Genomic DNA, 23,936 nt, shown 5'->3' on the forward strand with positions numbered 1-23,936 from the left:
AAAAGAGATTAGAGTATGGAAAAAATTATTATGTATTTAAATCCTGGTTTCGAAGAAACAGAAGCAGTCAGTGTTTGTGATATTTTAAAACGTGCTGATATTCAAGTGGATATAGTTTCAACAATTGATGATTTAGAAGTAATTGGAGCTCACAACATTACTATTAAAGCTGATAAATTGTGAAAAGATATTAATATCAATGATTATGATGGAATGTTTTTACCTGGTGGAAGTGGAGTTATGAGTTTAGTTGGAAATCAACGTATGATTGATGAAATTTTACATTTCAATAGTCAAAATAAATTAATAGCTTCAATTTGTGCAGCTCCTCAAATTATTGGTCAAACTAAATTATTAGATAATAAAAACGTTAGTTACTTTCCAGGATGTAATCAATTTTTAGAAAATAGTAATTATGTCAAAAAAGCATTTGCAACTGAAAATAATATTATTACAGGAGCAAGTATGGGTTCTGCTATTTTATTTGGATTAGAACTTGTTAGATATCTAAAAGGTGAACAAATAAGTAAAGAATTAGAAAAAAATTTAGTAATTTTAGGTAAATAATTTTAAAACACTTCTAATACATTATTAGAGGTGATTTTTATTAAACTTGTAAAACAAACTCAAATTAACGATTGTTCAATAGCATGTTTAGCTATGGTTATTAATTATTATTACAATCAAAATTATGATGTAGATCATCTTAAAGTAGAAAACAATTATAATGATGAATCATTAAGTTTTTTTGATATTAATAATTTAAGTGAAAAATACTTTTTAAAAACAACAGCCCTAGAAATAGAACAAGACTTAGAACAAGTTGATCAAGAAATTTATTTAGCTCAAGTTGTTAATCAAGCAGGAATGATGCATTTTGTTGTTGTTGAAAAACAAAAAGATTTTTTAATAGTTTATGATCCAAGTAAAACTAAAAAAGAAAAATTTACTTATAATGATTTTTATAAAATTTTTACAGGCTATATTCTAATTTTTAAATCTAATAAAAGACAATTTCTAGCAAATTATAATCATATTAAATCTATTTTTTATAATTTCAATTTGACTTGTATTGCTTATATTTTAATTAATCTATTTTCAGTGTTATTAGTTGTTTTAGAAATGAGATTTTTATATATTTATTCATCATCATTTCTCAACAAAAATAATTCTATTTCTATTTATCTTTACTTTTTATTTATATTTTTAATTAACATAACTATTGGTGAAATTTCAAAAATACTTTTAAATAGTTTATATAAGAAAAATAAAGCTAAAAAAACTAAACTATTTTATAACTATCTAATTGAAAACAATACTAAATTAGATCTAGTTAACAGTTATAGTGAAATTAAATTTTTATCTAGTTTTGAAACACTTAATTTTTTAAGTTTAATTTCAAGTTTTATAAGTTCAATTGTAATTTTATCTGCTGTTTATTATGTTAATAAAACTATATTTTTAGTATTATTAGTTTTTGATTTAATATGATTAACAATCAGTTTTATTTATAAATTAGTTACAGAAAACAAATCAATAGAAAATAAAGAAACTAATTTCGTATCTAGTTTATTTAATAAAAACGCTTTATTTGATAAAGATAATATTTTTAAAACAATAGAATCTTTAGATCAAACTAAACTAGATATTTTAAATGTGTGTTTTTCAATAGTTGAAAAGATAAGTTTATTAGTTATTTATTTTGTTAGTTGAGAATTATTAAAGTTTAATTATTTAGAATTTAGTTTACTTATTATTGTGATTTTATTTAAATCAATTCATAGTAATGATCTAAAAAAGTAATTTATTTTGTAGAAAATTATTCTAAATATAAACAAATAGCAACTAAATTTAAAAACTATGATACTAAAATCGAATATCAAGAATTTGAAAATATTAACAGTTTTGAATTAAAAGATTTATCAACTGATAAACACTTTATTTTCAATAATAAAATTAATGTTATTTCAAATGAATATAAACTAAATTTATTAACTAAAGATATTAATCAAATTGATCATATTTTAGTTTTAATAAATGATTTAAATATTAAAAATATTTCTAAACTTTCTCTTAAAAACATATTAAAAATTTAGATGATATTAATATTAATTATTCAACAATTTTTCAAAATATTATTGTTGATACTAATAAAGAAAATATCTTTGAAAATGAAATTATTAAAAATCTTCTAACTAAATACAATATAAATTTAATCAAAATAATAAATAGTGCTGATCTGAATAAAAAGAATATGAAATTATTAAATTACTAAGAATTTTTATCTAAACAGTCAATATATTTTATTAAAAGATGATTTTGAAATTATAGAAAAACAAGATATAGAAAATGTTTTAAAATTATTTGAAAATTATAATTCTAATACAAGATTGATTACAACTTTTAACTATACTCAAGTATAATTAAGACATTAAAGGAAGTTGTTTTATGTTAGAGATTAATTATTTTAATAATACAGAAGTTGATATGAAAAACTGAGAGGATTTTGGATTAAAAATCTTAACAAAAGCTTATGAATTTTTCAAATTTGATTATGATGTTGAATTATCTATTACTTTTGTTGATGATGATCAAGCTCAACAAATAAATAAACAGTATAGAAATCATTCTTATATTGCTGATGTTACTAGTTTTCCTGTTGAAATGACAGATCAAGAAATTAAAACACTAGGTTTTAGAGAATTAGGAGATATTTTTATTAATTTAACTGAAGCAAAAAGAAAAAGTGTTAAATATAATCACACTATCGATCAAGAAATGGGATTTTTATTTGTTCATGGTTTTTTACACTTATTAGGTTATGATCATGAATTAGAAGATGAAGAAGCTGTTATGTTTGATTTACAGGATAAAATTTTAAAATTATCAAACATAGAATATGAAATTAAATTTACAGAAGATGATTATTTAGAAGTGGAGAATGAACATGAATAATTTTAAATCAGGATTTGTTTCAATTGTTGGAAGACCAAATGTTGGAAAATCTACATTATTAAATAGAATAATGAAACAAAAAATCTCAATTGTTACTAATAAAGCTCAAACAACAAGAAATAACATTAAAGGAATTTATACAAAACCAAATCAATATCAAATTGTTTTTATTGATACTCCAGGAGTTCATACTAGTAAAAAACAATTAGATAGATTTATGAATTCTAGTGCTTTAAAAAGTACAAAAGATGTTGATGTATTATTATTTTTAGCACCAGCTGATGAAGTGATTGGTAAAAACGATATGTTTTTATTAAAACAAATTCAAAATGTTGAAACTAATAAAATTTTAGTTATTACTAAAGCTGATAGTGTTTCAAAAGAACAACTTATTCAAAAAGCTAGTGAGTGAAACACATATCAAAATCAATTTGATGAAATTATTATTACAAGTAGTTTGGAAAATATTAATATTGATAAATTATTAGATTTAATTGTTAAATATTTACCAGAAACTAATTTCCAATTTTATGATGATGATACAGTTACTGATCAACCAGAACGTTTTACAATAAGAGAAATTATAAGAGAAAGTATCTTATTAAAAACTGGTCAAGAAGTTCCACATAGTGTTGCAATTTTAATCGATCAATTAGAAAAAAATGATTATGAAATTAATATAGTTGCAACAATTGTAGTTGAAAGACAATCTCAAAAAGGAATTATTATTGGAAAACAAGGTTCAAAAATTTCTGATATTAGATATAAATCAAAAAAACAATTACAAGAAATTTTTGAAAAACCAGTTAATTTAGAACTATTTGTTAAAGTTCAAGAAAACTGAAGAAACTCAGCGAGTTTAATTAAAAAAATGGGTTATGACAAGGATAAATACTAATGAGTGAAAAAATCATTCAAGCTATTGTTTTAGATAGTTTTGATTATCAAGATTTTGATAAGATAGTTACAGTTTATTCTAATTTGTATGGAAAATTAAGTTTTGTTAGTCTTGGAGTTAATAAAAGTGTAAGTAAAAATAAATATTCTATTAATTATTTATCTTTATCTGAATTTGAAATATTTAAATCAAGAAATAAGTTCAATTTATCTAAATTAAAAAAAGGTGTTTTAATAGATTCTCACTTAAATATAACTAAAGATTATAATTTGTATTTATATGCAAATATCATAACTTCACTAGTAAATACTCTAGATAATAATGTTAAGAATTTTAAACTATTTAATATATTAAAAACTTCTATTGATATTATTAATAAAAATCCAAGTCAAGCTTTTAAAACAACAGTATTATTTATGTTTTATTTTTTAAATTTTATTGGTCATAAATTAGATTTATCTAATTGTGGTTTTTGTAATTTAAAAGATGATATAGTTGCGATTAATTTTAATAATTATTGTATGGTTTGTCGATATTGTTATTATAATGACTCTATTTTTATTAATAACAATCTATCTAGTTATTTAAGATTTATTTCAAATAATAATTTTAATCAAATAATAGAAAGAAAAGTTGAAGAAAATTATTTAATGATATTAGCTAAGTTTTTATTAAATTACTATAAAGATCAAGTTGGTATATTTACAAATAGTATGTATGAATTAAGTAAGTATAAAGAATTTGATGATGCAGTATTTATTAATCAAATCTTAGATTCTCAATTTTAATTAGTTAGATAATTTGAATAAGTGTTTAATGTAATATAATCAAATAGTAATAAATGCTTTTAAAGGAGAAATTATGAAAATATTTGAATTACTTAAAAAACTATTTTTCAAAGAAAATGTTCAAGTTAAAGAACAACCTAAACAAACAAAACCTACTATTGAAAATGTATCAAACAATGAAAATATAAACATTTCACTAAACTCTGAATATATTAAAAAAAGAGCTAAATTAGATTCAGAAAAAGAATTTAAATTAAAAGTTATTGAAAATAAACAAAACGTTTTATCAAGAATAATTGAAATAAAAAATGAATATAAGAAATGTGAACAATGCCAAGATATTTATCAAAAAAACATTAAAGATATGAAACTTAAATTATCTAAATTAAATAATTATATTGATAGTAATTTTGGTTATTTAAATGATTATGAAGATTATAAAAAATACATGTTTGCTGATAATAGTAAGATTTATTCTTCAACTGATGATAGTGCAGCTGCAGATTTAGTTAAATTTTTAGAATCACACTTAAAATCATACACTGAATATAAAACAAGTTATTTTATCGCTTGTACTGATCATATAAATATCAATCAAGAACAAGAAATATTAGAAACAAAATTAAAAGATCTTAACAAATTAATAAAATAATATTTGCTTAGTTTATAAATATCTTTAAAACTACATCTTATTAGTTATAAGCCAATTATCAAAATAATTGGTGTTTTACTATGCTATAAAATGTTATAATAAATAAGATATATTTTAATTTGATTTTGAGTTTATTAAAAGGAGATAGCTATGACAAAAACAATAGAGGAAATGATTAACCATTTAAAATCTCAAGGTTTTGTTTTCCAAGGTTCTGAAATATATGGAGGATTAGCAAATAGTTGAGATTATGGTCCTTTAGGTGTTGAAGTTAAAAATAAGTTAAAAAAAGCATGATGAGACTTTTTTGTTAAAAGAAATCCTTTAAACGTAGGATTAGATAGTTCAATAATCTTAAATCCTAATGTGTGAAAAACTTCTGGACATATTGATGGATTTAACGATCCGTTAATTGATTGTAAAAATTGTAGAAGTCGATGAAGAGCTGATAAATTAATTGAAGAATTCGATCCATCGGTAAATGCTGGAAGTATGGATAATATACAATTAGAAGAATTTATTAGTAAACATAAAATTGCTTGTGCTAAATGTAATAAAACTGATTTTACATCAATCAGACAGTTTGCTTTAATGTTTAAAACTAGTCAAGGTGTTATAGAAGATGAATCTTCAACTGTTTATTTAAGACCAGAAACTGCGCAAGGTATTTTTATTAATTTTAAAAATGCACAAAGAAGTACTAGAAGAAAACTACCATTTGGAATCGGTCAAATTGGTAAATCATTTAGAAATGAAATTACTCCTGGAAATTTCATTTTCAGAACAAGAGAATTTGAACAAATGGAATTAGAATTTTTCTTTGATCCAATTGATAGTACTGATTGATTCAAATACTGAAGTGAACAAGTTGAAACATTCTTAGTTGAAAAAATAAAATTTGATAAACAAAATTACAGAATAAGAGAACACGAAAAAGATGAATTAGCTCACTATTCAAAACAAACAAGTGATGTTGAATATAAATTCCCATTTGGTTGAGGAGAATTATGAGGTATTTCTCATCGTGGTGATTTTGATTTAAATGCACATCAACAAGCAACAGGTGAAGATTTAACAGTTTTAGATTCAACAACTAATAAAAAAGTTCTTGCTCACGTTATAGAACCAAGTGTTGGTGTTGAAAGAATGATGTTAGCTGTATTTTGAGAATCATTTAACATTGAACAATTAGATGAAAATAACTCAAGAGTTGTTATGAAATTACCTTACACTTTAGTTCCTTATCAAGTTGCTGTTACACCTTTATCAAAACAGTTAAATGATAATGCTAAAGAATTATTTAATGAATTATTACAAGACTTCGATGCAACTTATGATGATACAGGGAACATTGGAAAACGTTATAGACGTCAAGATGCAATTGGAACACCATTTGTTATTACTTATGATTTTGAAAGTTTAGAAGATCAAAAAGTAACAGTTAGAAACAGGGATACAATGCAACAAATAAGAGTTGCTATAAAAGATTTAAAACAATTTTTTAATGAACAATTTAAATAAAAACTTAACAATCAGTTAAATATAGGGGTGGTTTGGCAAATGAAAATGTTATCAAATCAAAAAATAGATGATATTGTAAATAAAGTTGATATCATTTCTATAATTTCTTCATATGTTAATTTAGTTAAAAAAGGAAGAAATTATATGTGCATTTGTCCTTTTCATGATGATTCACACCCCTCTTTAACAATCTCACCTGAAAAAAGGATTTATAAATGTTTTAGTTGTGGAGCTAGTGGAAATGTAATTAATTTTGTAAAAGAATATGAAAAATAGATTTCATTTCTGCAGTTAAAAAATTTGCGATATTTCAAATATAGAATTAGAAAGAATTAAAAGATTATAAAACTCCTAAAATAGATCCTGAAATAGAAATGATTTTTAAAATCAATAACGAAGCTAATGAAATTTTTAAAGTAACGTTATTTTCTAGTTTAGGTCAAGATGCAATAAAATATTTAAACCAAAGAAATATTTCACTTGATGAAATTAAAAAATTTGAAATTGGATTTGCTTCTAAAAAAACTAATTTAGTTCAAAAATTATTAGATAAAGGTTATTCAGCTTTAGATATTGAAAAAGCAGGTCTAGGAATAGTTGAAAAAGAATTTACAAAAGATTATTTTGTTGATAGAATTATTTTTCCTATTAAAGATGAAGAAAATAACATTATAGGTTTTAGTGCAAGAAGTTATACAAGTGGAGTTGAACCAAAATATTTAAACAGTAAAGAAAATAAAGTTTTTAAAAAAGCTAAACTTGCATACAACATTTCTACAGCTTTAAAATCAAGCAGAATGAATAAAAAAATTATTGTTTTAGAAGGATTTATGGATGTTATTGCTCTTTGTAGAATTCAAATCAATAATGCTATTGCAATAATGGGAACTAGTTTAAGTCAACATCATATTCAAATATTTAAAAAACACAACTTAGATGTTTTAATGTTTTTAGATGGAGATAAACCTGGAGTTAAAGCTAATTTAAAAGCTAGTCAAGAATTATTAAAATCAGGATTAAATATCTATATAGTTAACAACCAAACTAATCAAGATCCAGATGAATTGATTAATTTAAATAAAATTGATTATGTAAAAAATATTATAGATAATGCTGTTCATCCAATAGATTATGCTATTGATAAGTTATGAGAATTTACCAATAAAAACGATCCGATTGAAGTTGAAAATTTTATAAAACAAATTTATCAATTTTCAAGATTAATAAAAAGTGACGTTTTAAAAGAAATGGCTATTAACAAAATTTGTAAAAAAACTAATTTATCTTTAGATACTATTAAAAGTATTTGACAAATTAATATAAAACAAAATGATAGTCATATTGTTAAAAACTCACAAACAAACAAAAATAATATTATAATCAACAAGAAAGAAAATAATATTATTAGCAAAAAAGACTTATATGCAAAACAAGCATTAATGGCAGAAGAAAAAATCTTTGTTTCTTTATTACATAGTGATGAATTTATAAATGAAATAAATTTTAATATTGATAAAATGATAAATCCTGACATTAAATATGCAACAAGTGCTTTAATTAATCTTTATAATTCAGATAGATATAAAGGTCACAATGCAAGACAAGCACTAGATTTATTAAAAGAATACAATATTTTAGACTTTAATGAAAAACAAGAAAAAATAATCAACGATGATATGTTGATGAAACCAATTAAGAAAAAAGGTTTAGAAGATGCTTTTGCAAAAATAGAATCTTTTAGAACTTTGCTTCAAGTTGAAGAATTAAAAGAAAAAATGCATAAAGCAAGTACAGATGACAAAAAGAAAATTTACGCAAGCATTCAAAGGCTTGTTAAAAGTAATAAGAGGGGCTAAACGATGTTGAAATTTAATAACAAATCAGAATTAAAAAAGATAACTTCAATTCAAGATTTTATAAACTATACTCTAGATTTTGCTAAAAAAAATGATAACACTATTTCTTCAGAAGAAGTGCAACAAACATTTACAAATATTTTTCCTAACGCAAGTGATAATGAGTATGAAAAATTATTAGAATTATTCCAAAGTAAAGGAATTATTTTTAGTGATTTATTAGAAGATGAAGAAGAGTTAGATTTAGAATTAAATGATATTGATGAAGATTATGAAGAAGATCTAGATAACGATGATGAAGAATTAATGACTCGTTTTCAAAGCGCTAAAAAAGATGCTCTAAGAGGTAAAAAAACAGCAAGAACTTCAACTCACATGAAGTATAGAGTAGGTGGAATTAGTAACGAAACTAAGATCCAAGATATTATTAAAACTTACTTTTACAAAATTGGACAAGCTCCTATTTTAACTAAAGAACAAGAAATAACTTATGCGAAAATGATTAACTCATCTGATCCTGAAGAAGTTAAAGAAGGAAGAGATAAACTAATTGAATCTAACTTAAAATTAGTTATTTCAGTTGCTAGAAAACACTTAAACCGTGGATTAGATTTTGCTGATTTAATTGAAGAAGGAAACATCGGTTTAATGAAAGCTGTTGATAAATTTGAATATGAAAAAGGATTTAAATTCTCAACTTATGCAACTTGATGAATTCGTCAAGCAATAACTCGTGCTATTGCTGATCAAGCAAGAACAATCCGTATTCCAGTTCACATGGTTGAAACAATTAACAAATTAGCAAGAGTTGAAAGACAATTAACTCAAGAATTAGGTCGTGAACCAAATTCAGAAGAAATTGCTAACAAAATTGGTGAAGGAATGACAGCTGAAAAAGTTGTTGAAATTAAAAAAATATCAATTGAACCAGTAAGTTTAGAAAAACCTTTTGGTGACGAAGATGATACTCATTTTGGTGATTTTGTTGAAGACAAAGACATGGTTTCACCAAGTGAATATACTGAAAAAGAAGTATTAAAAGAAGTTTTAGAAAAAACATTTGAAGACATGCCGCCAAGAGAAGAAAAAGTTATTAGAATGCGTTATGGAATTGCCCCAACTAAATTAAGAACTTTATTAAGATTAGCTGAAGAATGCAACGATCCTGAATTTCAAAAATTAAAAGAAGTTATTGAAGATTTAGACATTCATTTAGATACTCCTATTCAAAAAGTTAGAGCATTTAAAAATAAAGTTATTAACAATGCTTTAAGTAAATATGATTCACCAAAAACTTTAGAAGAAGTTGGAAAAGAATTATCTGTTACAAGAGAAAGAATTAGACAAATAGAAGCTAAAACTATCAGAAGATTTAAACAACCTTCATCAGGTAATAAATCAGGTAGAACTTTAAAAGAATTCTATAAAGGTTAATTATGATTAGTAAGAGATTAAAATCTGTTTCTTTATTAATTGATAATGCTAATGTAGTTGCTGATATTGGAACTGATCATGCATATTTACCAATTTATTTAGTTAAAAATAATAAACTAAAAAAGTTTATGCTTGTGATTTAAATAAAAAACCACTTCAATCAGCAAAAGAAAATATTTCAAAATTTGGTTTTGATAGCCAAATTTTTACAATTTTAAGTAACGGGTTAGAATTTGTATCTAATGAATCAATTGAAAATATTGATATAGTTACTATTTGTGGATTGGGTTCTCAAACTATTTTAGATATATTATCAAAAGATCATAAAAAAATTTCAAAATATATAATTTGTTCTAATACTCAAATTTCTCAAATTAGAAAATGAACAGTTGATAAAGATTTTAAAATAACACATGAACAATTTGTTATTGATGATAAACATTGTTATTGAATTGCTGTAGTTGATAAAAATTTAAAATCAGATTTAAAAGATGATCAATACATTAGGTTTGGTGATAAATCATTTTTTATAAAAGATCAAGAATATATAAATTTCTTAACAAGTGAATCAAACAATTTAAAACGTATTTTAAAACAAATTGATACTTCAAATCCAAGAAGTCAAGAAATACAAGCTCAAATAGATCAAATAGGAGAATATATAAATGTTATTAGTTAATATAACAAAGTACTTAGATAAAAAGTTCAATCCTAAAAAAGCAAGTGATTGAGATAATGTTGGTTTTCAAATCTTTAATAAAAAAGCGTTAGATGTAAATTTTAATGTAAATAAAGTTTTAATTTGTTTAGATTTAACTAATGATTGTTTAGAATATGCTTTAAAAAATAATGTTAATCTAATAATTTCAAGACATCCTTTTATTTTTGCAGAACTAAAACAAGAAAAGCAAAATCCTATTAAAAAAGAAATGATTAAAAAACTAACTAAAAATAACATTGTTGTATTTTCTATTCACACAAATTATGATGCTAGTTCAAATCAAAACTTAACTGAAATTATTAATAAAGAAATTGAAATAAAAAAATACAAAAAATATGGTTATGAAAATGAATCTAACATTTTTTATCTTAAAAAAGAAATTAAAATTGAAGATCTAATTGAATTGTTAGGAAGAATATTTAATTCTGAATCAATTAGATTTAATTCAAATATTGATTTAAATTCAAAAACAAATCAAATCTATATCACAACTGGATCTGGAGCTTCGACAATGATATATAACTCATTAAAAAATTGTGTTTTTATAACAGGTGAAGTAAAATGAAATGAGTGAATATATGCAAATGATAATAATGTTTGTTTAATTGAACTAGGTCATTATATGGAAAATTATTTTGTTGATGATATTAAAGATAAATTAACTAATAAATTTATCGATTTTGAAATTTTAACTTATGATATAAACAATCAATTTATTACTAGAAAGAAGGTGTAATTATGAAATTTACAGATTTTGGATTCAAAAAATATATTAATGATACTTTAGAACAAATAGAGTTTATTTATCCAACTTCTATTCAACAAAAAGTAATTCCATTATTTAAAAAATATCAAAACGTAATTGCTTTAGCTCATACTGGAACAGGTAAAACTCATAGTTTTTTATTACCTATATTAAATAATTTAGATCTAACTGTTTCTAGAGAAAAAAGTTATGTTCAAGCTGTAATAGTTACACCAACTAGAGAATTAGCAAAACAAATTTATGAAAATGTAAGAGTTTTTTCTAAAAACAATCCTGATTTAAGTTGTAGTATGTTTATTGGTGGAGATGATATTAATAAAAGCATTGAACAACTAGAAAAAGTTCAACCTCAAATTGTAGTAGGAACACCAACTAGATTAAAAGAATTATATGATCAAAATAAATTAAGATTAACTACTGCTAAATATGTAGTTATTGATGAATGTGATATGATTTTTGATCTAGGATTTATTGAAGATGTAGATTATTTAATGTCAAAAATTAATAACAATCCTACAATCGGAATTTTTAGTGCAACAATAAGTGAAGAATTAAAAATATTTGCTAAAAAATATGTACAAAACGCTAGTTTTATTGATGATTCAAACAATAAATTATCATCAAATAATGTAAAACATATTTTAATTGATACTAAAAACCGCGAAACTGAAGAAAGCTTAACTAAAATCATTAATTCTATAAATCCATTTTTATGTTTAATCTTTGTTAATCAAAAAGAAGAAGTTAAAAATATTGTAAATATATTAAGAAAAAACAATATTACTAGAGTTGGTGAAATTCACGGAGATCTTCAACCAAGAACTAGAATGGCTATGCTTAAAAAAATTAAAAATCACGAATACAACTATGTTGTTGCAACTGATGTAGCTAGTCGTGGAGTTGATATAGAAGGTGTTAGTCACGTTATTTCTATAGATCTACCAAAAGATTTAAGCTATTACATCCATAGATCAGGAAGAACTGGAAGAAATAAATTAACTGGTATAAGTTATGTTATTTTTAATGCTAAAAATAAAGATAAAATTGATGAATTAACTAAAAAAGGAATTGAATTTGAAATTCAAAAATTAGTAGATAATCAACTAGTTGATATTACAGTTAAAAAACAAGCTAAAAAAACTAGTTATAAAGAATTAGATCCTGAGTCTAAAAAAATCATAAGTAAATATCAAAATAAAAAAGTTAAACCAGGATATAGAAAAAAAAGAAAACAAGAATTAGAAAAAATTAAAAGTAAGATTAGACGTAAACACATTAAAGAAAGCATTGAAAAAATTAAAAAAGAAAAATATAAGAAAAGAAGACAAGAATTATTTGATTAATCAAAATAATTCTTATTTTATTAATTTATAATATATTACATCGAAAGCTAAAATTACAATGCATATATTAATTGAAAAGGGGAGCGTATGCAAAGAATAATTTATTCTAAAACTGACGAAAAAATTAAAATGTCAGTTGATGAAATTAATCAATTAAAACAAACAGAAATATATGAAAAAATCTATAAAAAGAATTTTGAAAAAGAAAAAAGATCAATAAAAAATAGAACATATTTTAAAAAACATTTTTTAAAAGATATTTTAGTTATAACTCTAGCTAGTCTTTTAACCACTATTTCAATAGATTATTTTATTTCTTCAACCGGAGATGCAGGATTATTTCCTGGTGGTTTATCTAGTTTTGCTCGTTTTTTTGCTATTACTACAGCTAATTTAATTAAAGGTGATCAATCAAGTAATATATTAAATTCATCAAGTTTATTTTTCGTTTATTTATTTTTAATAAATTTCCCTTTATTTATTTTCGGGTTTATGAAAGTAGGGCTGAAATTTACTTTAACTTCTATTTTATATATTTTTTTAAGTTTAGCTTGAAATCAAATTTTAAATATTATTCCTGTTGTTAATCCTAGAGAATTTAATGTAATTTCTAACTATAAATTAATTTCTTCAATTCCAGGAGAATGAACTTCAACTATTTGAATGTTTGTATTTTCAATTTTTGGTGGAGCTTTTTTAGGAGCTAGTTATTCATTAACTTATACAGTAGGTTCTTCAACTGCTGGAACTGATTTTATTAGTTATTATGTTTCTAAAAAATATAATAGACAAATTGGTGCTATTAATATGAAAATTAATTTCATCATTTTAGCTCTTGTGATTGTTCTAAACACAATTAATTTATCAGTTGATCTAATTGATCCAGATATGAAACTATCAACAATAAGAATGTTAAATGATGAAAAATTTAATAAATTGTACGATGCAGCAGTTGAAAGTAAAAAATTTAGTAAAGTAGTAGGAAGTGTTTTATACCTGCCGCTTAATTGAACAACATCAAACACCGATTGAACAAAAGAAGAAATTGCTAGAATAATTGCTTCAAATGCTAAGTTTACAAATTATGGTTCTTCATTGATTTGAACAATTAAATTTAAATTCATTTTCGGTCCATCATTATTTGCTTCAGCTGTAGTAATGATTATTCAAGGAATAGTTATTGATAAAATATATCCAAAAAATAAAATAATTACAATTTTAATAAATACTTCAAAACCTGAACAAGTAAAAGATTGTTTATTTGAATTAGGATATAGAAATGATATTAATATCATTGAAAATAAAACTGTAAGAAAAAATTCCGCACTAGTAAAACAAAGTGTTGTTATGATTTCGATTAGTTTAGTTGATTGAAAAACTTTAGAAGAAGAAGTTATTAAAACTGATACTAATATGAATATTTCATTTATTAAAACTATGAAAGTAAAAGGACAGTTTAATTATTCATTAGATAATGAAAAATTTGAGATGATTTTATGTAAAAAAGTTATTGAAAATAAGAAAATAGTTAAAAAAATTGAACACGATTCAATCGTTATGACTAAAAATAGAATAATAAAAGACTCAAAAACAAGAAATATAAAAAAATTCCATGCTTAAAATAAATTCTAAAATGCTATAATATGTATGTGTTTTTCTTTAAATTATAAAAAAACAATTTTAATTAATAAAAATAATAAATAAGTAGAGAGAAATAGAGAGGTGAAAGATGTGAAAAAAAGAGTATTTAATATAAAACAAATATTACGTCTGTCATCTATATTTTTACTTTTAGCATCTTTAGTAAGTGGTATTGGAGTTTCAACATACAAAGTTGTTGAAAATATTAGTCCTGGTTCAAAATTCTCAAAAGGGTTTGAAGCCATGGTTGGAGTTTTTGATAAATCTAAAAAACCAGATAATGATAAAGGATTACCTAACGGAAATTCAGCTGAAGCAGCTAAAGCTATAGAACAAAAGTTATCACCTTTTTCTAATACTTCAGTTGAAATAGAACAAAGTGGTAAATCACGTGTTTTAGTTAAAGCGCCGAAAGCTAACTACAATAACAGTCAAGCACTTTTCAAAGAATCTATAGAACGCGCTGGTGGATTGTTTATTTTAGATGCTGATTATAAAGATCTTCTTTTTAATGAAACAATCATGGGAAAAGCTGGTGTAGACGGAGTTTTTGATAAAAATAGCTCAAAAACACCTATTAAAAACAAATTGTCAATTGATGAGTTTTTAGGTAAAGCTGCAGCTGAATCATTACAACCTGGTGATACTCAAACAAGAAACGCTCCATTTGTTACTTTTGAAATCAAAGAAGAGTATTTAAAAAAATTACTAGGTGTATCAGGTGATAATAAAGATAATAAAAATAATAACGAACCAACACCAATGACAATGATAACTTCAATGGGTAGTGTGTTATCTAGATTAAGAAGTTATTATGTTCATATTGATCAATCAGAATCAAATGCAAACAAAAATAAATTTTTAAATGTTTATTTAAATGAAATAATTAAACAAGTAAGACAATGAATTTCATCAAATGGTGCACAAAATTCAGAAGCTGCTAATGCATTAACAGATTTATTTGCTATTAATTATAAAACCAAAAACAATACTGGTGAATGAGTAAATGCTAAAGCTAGTTTAGTAGGAAAAGACATCAAAAAATGATGAAAAAGTGATTCTGAAGGTGGAATTGATGATCTTGTAGATTTAAAACACGTTTTATATGGACAAAATGATTCAAGAAATGTAACTAATGTTGCTCAAGATTATGAATTTGAATTTATAAATTCAACAAATAAATATTTATATGATTCAAACTCTAAAGCAGATGATTTTAATGATGTTGAAAAAGACGGACAAGGAAAAGGGAAATATTTCGGTCAAATTCAAGCTACATCTGACATACGTTCGTTAAGTGGAGCTTCTACAATTGGTCCATACTATAAAGTTGCTAGTGACATCATTTCTGTAATGATGAAAGAAGTTTTATTCAGACAAACAACAATTGCTGATAAAAGTACTGTAGTTAATAAAAACTTAAAACAAGACCTTTTCAGAGATCAAGTTTTATTAAGTAAAGGAACAATTAATGGTGAAGCAAAAAGAATTAATTCTAGTGTTCCAACACTTGTTACTGATACAAAAAGTAACTTAACTAAACTTTATATTCCTGTTGCTAACTATACAATGTCAACACAAATTGTTTCTGATATTGTTCAAACTTCTTTAGGATATGAATTTAAAGTTTTATCAATAGAAGAAAATGATGAAGAAATAACTCCATTAATGTTGTATGTAACAATAGTATTCTTAGCAATTCTATCATTAGCTGTAATGATATTTATGGTATTTGCATATAGATTATTAGGATTATTTGCAATTATAATCGCAGCAATTTCTGGCTCTTTAACACTATTGTTACCTATTGTGTTTTCTATATCAGTTGGACCAGAAATATTAACTTTATTATTTATTAGTGTTGGTCTTGTATTAGATACTTGCATCATTTACTTTGAAGCATTCAAGAAGAATATTCACGCTGAAAAACGTTCTCCTGAATCATCATTTAACATTAGCAATAAAGATACTTTAACAATTTTATTAGATGCATCATTTATTATATTAATTCCTAATATTTTATTATTCATTTTAGGAAGTGGTGCTTTAAAAAGTATAGCTACAATTGGAGTTATTAGTATATTATTTGTAATTGCATTTGCAATCATTACTTTACGTCTATTAACTTGATTATCAATAAAAGCTAAATTATTTACTAATTATCCTTGATTATTACCTTTCAACACTCAAAGAAACTATGAATCAAGCTTATTAAATGATATTAGAGTAAGTTATTACAATTCTAAGATTGAAAACTTAAATTCTAAAGAAAAATTAACTGCTAATGATTTAGCTAAATTAAAACAAGCTAAAGATAAATATAATTTCTATAAAGATCTTGAACAAAAAATTATTGCACAAAGAAAAGATAAAAAACTTAAAAAGATGCAATTCAAATTTCAACTATTAATCAAAAAATTGCAAAAATTGTTAAAAGACTAAAAATAATAAATTCTTTAGCTTCTTTGCAAAATCAAGAATTAAAGATTTAGAAATTAAAAGAGATCTAATTTTAGCTGAATTAAACACTCAATCAACAAAAGAAGAATTATCAACTTTAAAAAATCGATCAAACCAAAGAAAAATATTTAATGTAAATAAAATCTTTTCTATATTCTTTATGATCTTTATGATTTTAGGAATAAGTTTAGGATTATCAGTTGGTCCAAACTATAACGTAAGTTTTGGAAACAGTGTTTCAATTACAATGTATGGAAACCAAATTGATGATATTTACAATAGACTTGATTCTATTTTCTTACAATATCAAAGTACTGAATCTAGCAATGGTGATGTTAACCGTGCAAACAGAATCAAAGAGATGGGTCATGTACTATTAGATTACAAAGTACAAGAAGATAATTTCATCAGTAGAACTGAATTTAATAACAGAAGTTATGATGAATTATCAAATTCAGAAAAATACAAATGATCTGCATTTGTAACTTCTGGAGTGTTCAAAAAAATCTTTGATGATAGATATCTTGATTTATGAAATTGAAGAAGTGATCATCCATCAAGTATATATAAACTAAAACTTCAAATTGAATACGGTTCAAACTTTGTTGATATTCTATCAAGAAGTAATGAAGCTAATGAATTACCATGAGTTTCATTTAGAATTACTAACTTAAAAGACAAAACTTTAGTTAATGTTTTTGAAAGATTCTTATATAACTTTAAAACATTTAGTGGTAATCCTGATGCTACTACATCAAAATATGATCACAGTAGAAACTCATCTGATGAAGGAATTATCAACTTAATCAACACACCATACACTTCATTTGGTCAAATTAAACAAATGGCAATCGTGTTTGGAATTGCATTAATAGCTTTATCAGTTTATATGATAATTAGATTTAAATGAACTTATTTTGTTGCTTTAGCATTATCAGTTGCTTTAACTGTATTATTAGTAGTTTCATTAGTAGTTGTTTTAAGAGTTCCTGTTGGAATTGAAATATTAGGTGCTATATTAGCTGTTCTAAGTTTTGCTGTTATTACTTCAGTATTAATACTTGGAAAAGGTAAGTCAATTATGAAAGCTAAGAGCTTAAAAGCATTTAGCAAAGTATTTGACAAAGAAGTTAATGTTTCTTCAGAAATCAGAGCTATAAAACATAAAATAAGAGAAAAATCATTAATTGTCCACAAAGAGTTCAAAGCTTTATTAAAACAAAAAGTAAATGATAAAATTCAAGAAATAGGATTTAAAAACAAAGTTCACAAACTATGATTGACTATGATTTGAAAATTTAAATTTATATTTAGTAAAAAAGAAAATCAGTCATATAAAGAATACAAATTAAAACAAAAAGAAATAAGATCGACTATAAAACAAAATAAACAACGTACTGATAAACAGTTAGATTCATTAATAAGCAAAAACTCATTCTTAAAAGAAGTGTTTGTAAATGTCTTTACATTTGGATTAAACAGAACTTTATTAGTAACAGTTATTTATATAACTTATGCATTAATTATTTCTTTATGTATGCCTTCAATTATAGGTATGGGTGTAACAATTATTATTGGTGTGTTAATTTCAACACTAGTATCATTAGTAATTGCACTACCTTTATGAATTTTATTAGAAAGAAAACGTATAATATACATTTTAGGATACAAACACTTTGTTCAAAATTATAGAGTTTCTCAAGAAGAACAAATTATTGTAGGAATTAATGACTAGAAGCAGGTATAATTTATGGATTTAAAAAAATATATTTTAGATGTTAAAGATTTCCCAAAACCAGGGATAGTATTCAAAGATGTCACACCTTTATTAAATGATGCTAATGCATTTAAAAATGTAATTGATCAAATGGTTCAATTTGTAAAAGAATCTGGTGCTAATGTAGTTGTTGCTCCAGAAGCAAGAGGATTCTTATTCGCTTCAGCTGTTGCTTATGCATCAAATACTAGATTTGTATTAGTAAGAAAACCAAACAAATTACCAAGAGAAGTTTATGATGTTGAGTATGCTTTAGAATATGGTGTTGATCATCAACAAATGCATAAAGGTGATTTAAAACCTGGTGATAAAGTAGTTATTATAGATGATGTTTTAGCTACTGGTGGAACAATGCATGCGATTATTGAATTAGTTAAATTAAACAATGCTCAGGTTGAAGGGATTTCATTCTTAATTGACTTATCTTTCTTACATGATGAAAAATTATTCTCTGAGTACAAATTACAAAAACTAATAAAATACTAAAAAGTTAGGGGAATTTGCCCCTAATTTTTTATAATAAATATATATAAGGATGTGATAATATGTCTCAAACAACAAAACAATCAGTTACAGCACTTGATTATAGAGAGATTAAAACTTGTGATGAACTATTAGATGAAGTTAAAAAATACATTAAAGATCAAAAAGAATTAAACTTAATAAAAGAAGCTTATGAATTTAGTTATCAAGCTCATATAAGTCAAAAACGTAAAAATGGTGATCCATATATTTATCATCCTCTTTCTGCTGCTTATTATCTAGCTCAATGAAAAATGGGTCCATCTACTATTATTGCTGGATTATTGCACGATGTTTTAGAAGACACTCCTGTTGAAAAAGAAATAATAATTGAAAAATTTGGTCAAGAAGTTGCTAATTTAGTTGAATCAGTTACTAAAGTTAGTTTCTTTGCAAAAGAACAACGTCAACAATTAAAATCAGTTTATTTACGAAAACTTTATTTATCAATGGCAAAAGATATTAGAGTTATTATTATTAAAATTGCTGATAGACTTCACAATATTTTAACAATATCTAATTTACGAGCAGAAAAACAAATAGAAATAGCTAAAGAAACATTAGAAATTTATTCTGCCATTGCTCATAGACTTGGTATGAAAAATGCTAAATCTTTACTAGAAGATAGATCATTTGAAATTTTAAATCCGAATGAATTTAAAAATATTAAAAAATTATTTGATAATGATATTTTAGAACGTCAAAAAACTATAAATAAAATTATTAATGATTTAGATGAATATTTAAGAAAAGAAAAAAATATTAAAATAATTAGTATTTTTGGTAGACCTAAAACTTTCTATTCAATTTATAGAAAAATGAATATTTTTGGAAAAAACTTTGAACAAATCACAGATCTACTAGCGATTAGAATTATTACTAAATCTATTGATGATTGTTATAAAATTTTAGGTTTTATTCACCAAAAATACGTTCCACTAGCAGGTAAGTTTAAAGATTATATAGCAACTCCAAAAAACAACGTTTATCAATCACTACATACAACTTTATCTGATTCTAAAGGTCATATTTTTGAAGTTCAAATTAGAACTCAAGAAATGGATGAAATAGCTGAAACTGGAGCAGCCGCTCACTGAAGATATAAAGAAGGAGAAATCGTTGATGTTGTAAAACGTCAAAAAGATATCGATCAAAAACTAGATATCTTTAGTAGGATTTTAGATTTTGATAATGACGGTATTGAACAACAAGTTCAAGAAGATGTGTTTACTTCTTCAATTTATGTATTAACTCCAAACGGAGCAGTTATTACTTTACCTTTTGGATCAACTGTTTTAGATTTTGCTTATAGAATTCATACTGAAATTGGTGAAAAAACAATTGGAGCTAGAATTGATGGAGTGTTTAGTCCTATCAACACTATTTTAAAATCAGGACAAGTTGTTGAAATTAAAACTTCTCCAAAACAAGAACCAACCTATGAATGATTAAAAATTGCTGCTACTTCTACTGCAAAAAATAGAATTAAAAAATTCTTAAATAATAAATTAAACGAAGAAAGTAAAGATAAAAAAGAACAACAACTTCAACTTATTAAAAAAGCTGAATTAAACATTAATGCCTATATTAATCAAAAAGATTGAAGATGAAAGAAAAATAGTATTGAAGAATCAACTCAAATTGTAAAAGAAATGGGTTATGCTAATTTAAATGAGTTTTTATTAGATGTTGTTAAAGGTGAATACACTACCATTCAAGCAGCTGAAAAAGTATATTTAAAACAAGATTATTCTAAAGATGATGAAGTATTTAATACTATTAAATCTAAAGTTATTTACGATAAAAACATTAAAAATGATATTTTAGTTGATGGTATTACAAATATGAAAACAACTATTGCAAGTTGTTGTATGCCAATACCTTATGAAGAAGTTGTTGGATTTGTGACTAAAACTAATGGAATTAAAGTTCATTTAAAAGAATGTTATAGTTTAGATTGATCAACTATCAAATCAAGATTAGTGTCAGTTCAGTGAAATGAGGCTATTGTTGAACAAAGTACTTATACAACAAAACTAAGATATTTTGCAGTTGAAAGATCAGGATTAATTTATGATATAAGTAAAATTTTATCTGGATTAAAAACTTCTATTATAAATGCAAAAATTATTACTGATGAAAAAACTTTATCAGCTCAAGGAGAAATAACTGTTAAAGTTAAAGATCACAACCATCTAAATCAGATGATTTTAGCTTTAAAATCAATTCCGGGAATTAGAGAAGTAGAAAGATCAATTTCTAATAAAAAGATACAAAAACATTAATTCATCAATTTTAAGTATATAATTAATAAAACTATAAAAAATCAAATTAAAATTTCTAAATACTAAAGGGGGTTATTATGAAAATAAAAATTAAAAATACAATATCAGAAAATAAAAGTAAATACAAGACATTAAAATTCTGATACTTTTTGTTATTCGGAGCATTTTTACTTACAACAATACTTTTAGCTTTTATAATTTCAGTAATTAATTATTCTTTAGTAAATCAACAAATTAATGATTTTATTTCAAAAAATGGTCACATGACTTCTGAACAGTTAAAAGATTTAATTTCTCAACAATTTAGTAATGTAAAAAAGCTTTTAAATTGAAGTTCAATATATTTAGATGACAAAGGTTTAATTAATAGAATTTCATTTAATATCTCTGAATTTGCAGTTTACTTTTTCTCATTCTTTACAACAATAAGTAATCTTTTAGTTGCTTTTTGATTTATATTAACCGCAATTACAATAGACAATCAAAACAAAAAATGAAAATTCTTATCACCTGATAGTACATTTACAATAACATTACTTATAACAGTTACATTTGTAATTTATAATTTCATTTTATTTCCAGTAAGTATTGCGGCAAACAAATTTAAACTAAATCATTGAGAGTTAATGCAAAATACAATTGTTCATGTAATTAGTCCTTTAATAATGATTTCATCATACTTATTTTTTATCGATCATGATCAAAAATACTTTACAGATAAAAAGAATTTATACAGAGTTTGATCAATATCTGTTACTATTTTAGTTTTATATGGTGTAATTGCAATTATCAGAGGAGCTGTTGCTGTTTTTGGTGGAGCAAGTGTTGATGATGCAACATCATTTCCATACTTTTTTGTTCAAGTATTTAATTCTAATGTTTTAGGAGTGCATGGAATATTTATATTCTTTGCTACAACTTTTATTATTTGTATGATTACAATTTTATCTTCAATTATTTATTGAAAAATTATTAACAAAAGATTTGAACGAAATATTAATTTAGATTCAAAAGAAGCTCAGTTTGATGAATTTGTCGCTCAAATTAAATAATATTTAAACTTCTCTATTAAAAAATAGAGAATTTTTTTATTTTTTGAACAATTTTTGAAATTTTCTCCTAATACTATAATGAACCAGATAAAGAAAGGAAAGAAATTATGAATTTAGTAAATATTATTGGTCAATTAGAAGGAGACGCTACTATTGCATACACTTCAAAAGATGGAGATAAAAAACTATATAAGTTTGTTGTAAAAGTACCTAAACCTTATAAAGTAAAAGAAGGAGAAAGTGTTGATTATATTAATGTTAAAGCATGATCTAACACTGTTGATGATGAATTTTTATTACACGATCAAGCTGTAATTGGAATTGAAGGAAGAATTCAATCATTTACTTCTAATAACGATTTAACTAATGTAAGAAATGAAATTTTTGCTAATAGAATTTTATACTTAAACTAGTCAATGCGTAATATATTATTATTTTTTGCCTTAAAATATCAATACAATTGAGAAAAAGTTTTCAACGCTTTAAAAGATAAAGAAAAAATTTCACCTGAAACATTAGAAAATATTTCAAATCAATTAGAAACTGATTTTATATCACTTGTAGATCGTAACTATCCTAAACATTTAAAAGATATTATAAGACCACCTTTTGTTTTGTTTTATAAAGGAAATATAAACTTAACAAAGTCTAAAAGTAAAATCTTTTCATTAGTTTTAGATTCAACAGTTGATGTTTATGGAAAGAAAAATGCATTTAAATTAATAGATGATTTAATTGCGAACAACAAAATAATATCATTTAAATATAATAATGATTTTTCTATAGAAGTTATTAAACATATTATTAGTAAAAAAGGTTCATTTATTTTACTTACTGATTTATCTATTAAAAATTTAAAAACAATCAATAATGAAATGTTTGAATTAATTGATAATTATGATAATTGAGTAATAATTTCAGATAATCAAATAAATGACAAAATAAGTGATATTTATAAAAAAGATTCTATTTCAAGAACATTAGTTGGATTAGCAAATGCTGTTGTAATTTGTCAAAATAAAGAGATTATTTCTATTCAGTCAGTTTTAGATTTATGTTTAGAAGATGATAATAAATTCTATGTATTTCCAGAAAAAGTTAATAGTAAGTTTAAAGCAAACAATTTAGCTATTAAACAAAATGGAACATTAGTTGAAAACTTAGATGATATTTTAAATGAACTTTAAAATTAAGACTTTATGATAGTAAAAAGTAATTTAAAGTTTTAAATCTCTTAATGCATAGTGCTTAAGAGATTTTTTTAT

Annotated in this window: 20 protein-coding genes and 1 pseudogene; all 21 read left to right on the plus strand. The window is 23.6% G+C overall.

Annotated elements, in window-relative coordinates; translation table 4 throughout:
• Positions 1–15: 15 nt before the first annotated feature.
• Entirely contained in the window at positions 16–567 is a 552-nt protein-coding gene (locus NX779_RS01765; RefSeq protein ID WP_259430488.1) for a DJ-1 family glyoxalase III, read from the plus strand.
• Between the two features lie 30 nt (positions 568–597).
• Positions 598–1,803: a cysteine peptidase family C39 domain-containing protein gene (locus tag NX779_RS01770; RefSeq protein WP_259430489.1), complete on the plus strand. Its 1,206-nt coding sequence runs from the start codon at positions 598–600 to the stop codon at positions 1,801–1,803.
• 645 nt (positions 1,804–2,448) lie between these two features.
• Positions 2,449–2,955, plus strand: a complete 507-nt coding sequence (gene ybeY / locus NX779_RS01775) for an rRNA maturation RNase YbeY (RefSeq protein ID WP_259430490.1) — start codon at positions 2,449–2,451, stop codon at positions 2,953–2,955.
• Positions 2,948–3,853 (plus strand): GTPase Era, encoded by a 906-nt coding sequence (era, locus tag NX779_RS01780; RefSeq protein ID WP_259430491.1) that lies wholly within the window; start codon positions 2,948–2,950, stop codon positions 3,851–3,853. The genes ybeY and era overlap by 8 nt, the downstream gene beginning before the upstream one ends.
• Entirely contained in the window at positions 3,853–4,641 is a 789-nt protein-coding gene (gene recO, locus NX779_RS01785) for a DNA repair protein RecO (protein ID WP_259430492.1), read from the plus strand. The genes era and recO overlap by 1 nt, the downstream gene beginning before the upstream one ends.
• Positions 4,642–4,714: 73 nt before the next feature.
• Positions 4,715–5,293 carry a hypothetical protein gene (locus NX779_RS01790; RefSeq protein WP_259430493.1) on the plus strand — a complete coding sequence of 193 codons (579 nt, stop codon included), beginning with the start codon at positions 4,715–4,717 and terminating at the stop codon, positions 5,291–5,293.
• Positions 5,294–5,443: 150 nt separating this feature from the next.
• A complete protein-coding gene (locus tag NX779_RS01795) occupies positions 5,444–6,814 on the plus strand; it encodes a glycine--tRNA ligase (protein WP_259430494.1) in 1,371 nt (456 codons plus the stop codon).
• 39 nt (positions 6,815–6,853) lie between these two features.
• Entirely contained in the window at positions 6,854–7,090 is a 237-nt protein-coding gene (locus NX779_RS01800; RefSeq protein WP_259430495.1) for a CHC2 zinc finger domain-containing protein, read from the plus strand.
• 98 nt (positions 7,091–7,188) lie between these two features.
• Positions 7,189–8,670 (plus strand): toprim domain-containing protein, encoded by a 1,482-nt coding sequence (locus NX779_RS01805; RefSeq protein ID WP_259430496.1) that lies wholly within the window; start codon positions 7,189–7,191, stop codon positions 8,668–8,670.
• Positions 8,671–8,673: 3 nt separating this feature from the next.
• Complete coding sequence (locus NX779_RS01810) at positions 8,674–10,104, plus strand: sigma-70 family RNA polymerase sigma factor (protein WP_259430497.1); 1,431 nt, start codon at positions 8,674–8,676, stop codon at positions 10,102–10,104.
• A 2-nt stretch (positions 10,105–10,106) separates the two neighbouring features.
• A pseudogene (locus tag NX779_RS01815) lies at positions 10,107–10,783 on the plus strand (tRNA (adenine(22)-N(1))-methyltransferase).
• Positions 10,770–11,561 (plus strand): Nif3-like dinuclear metal center hexameric protein, encoded by a 792-nt coding sequence (locus tag NX779_RS01820; RefSeq protein WP_259430498.1) that lies wholly within the window; start codon positions 10,770–10,772, stop codon positions 11,559–11,561. The pseudogene NX779_RS01815 and the gene NX779_RS01820 overlap by 14 nt, the downstream one beginning before the upstream one ends.
• Before the next feature lie 2 nt (positions 11,562–11,563).
• Entirely contained in the window at positions 11,564–12,934 is a 1,371-nt protein-coding gene (locus tag NX779_RS01825) for a DEAD/DEAH box helicase (protein ID WP_259430499.1), read from the plus strand.
• Positions 12,935–13,021: 87 nt separating this feature from the next.
• Entirely contained in the window at positions 13,022–14,554 is a 1,533-nt protein-coding gene (locus tag NX779_RS01830; protein ID WP_259430500.1) for a YitT family ABC transporter, read from the plus strand.
• A 111-nt stretch (positions 14,555–14,665) separates the two neighbouring features.
• Positions 14,666–17,017: a protein translocase SecDF, variant type gene (locus NX779_RS01835; protein WP_259430501.1), complete on the plus strand. Its 2,352-nt coding sequence runs from the start codon at positions 14,666–14,668 to the stop codon at positions 17,015–17,017.
• Positions 17,018–17,204: 187 nt separating this feature from the next.
• The gene (locus NX779_RS01840) at positions 17,205–18,770 is read left to right on the plus strand and encodes a hypothetical protein (protein WP_259430502.1); all 1,566 of its coding nucleotides are present in this window, start codon (positions 17,205–17,207) and stop codon (positions 18,768–18,770) included.
• Positions 18,771–18,785: 15 nt separating this feature from the next.
• Positions 18,786–19,298 carry an adenine phosphoribosyltransferase gene (locus NX779_RS01845; protein WP_259430503.1) on the plus strand — a complete coding sequence of 171 codons (513 nt, stop codon included), beginning with the start codon at positions 18,786–18,788 and terminating at the stop codon, positions 19,296–19,298.
• Positions 19,299–19,357: 59 nt separating this feature from the next.
• On the plus strand, positions 19,358–21,619 hold the full coding sequence (locus NX779_RS01850) for a RelA/SpoT family protein (protein ID WP_259430504.1): 2,262 nt from the start codon (positions 19,358–19,360) through the stop codon (positions 21,617–21,619).
• A gap of 77 nt (positions 21,620–21,696) precedes the next feature.
• The gene (locus tag NX779_RS01855) at positions 21,697–22,671 is read left to right on the plus strand and encodes a Pr6Pr family membrane protein (protein WP_259430505.1); all 975 of its coding nucleotides are present in this window, start codon (positions 21,697–21,699) and stop codon (positions 22,669–22,671) included.
• A gap of 107 nt (positions 22,672–22,778) precedes the next feature.
• Positions 22,779–23,084, plus strand: a complete 306-nt coding sequence (locus NX779_RS01860; RefSeq protein ID WP_259430506.1) for a single-stranded DNA-binding protein — start codon at positions 22,779–22,781, stop codon at positions 23,082–23,084.
• A gap of 3 nt (positions 23,085–23,087) precedes the next feature.
• On the plus strand, positions 23,088–23,858 hold the full coding sequence (locus NX779_RS01865) for a DNA-processing protein DprA (RefSeq protein WP_259430507.1): 771 nt from the start codon (positions 23,088–23,090) through the stop codon (positions 23,856–23,858).
• Positions 23,859–23,936: the final 78 nt, after the last annotated feature.

It is taken from the genome of Mycoplasma cottewii (assembly GCF_024918975.1).
Classification (GTDB): Bacteria; Bacillota_I; Bacilli_A; order Mycoplasmatales; family Mycoplasmataceae; genus Mycoplasma; species Mycoplasma cottewii.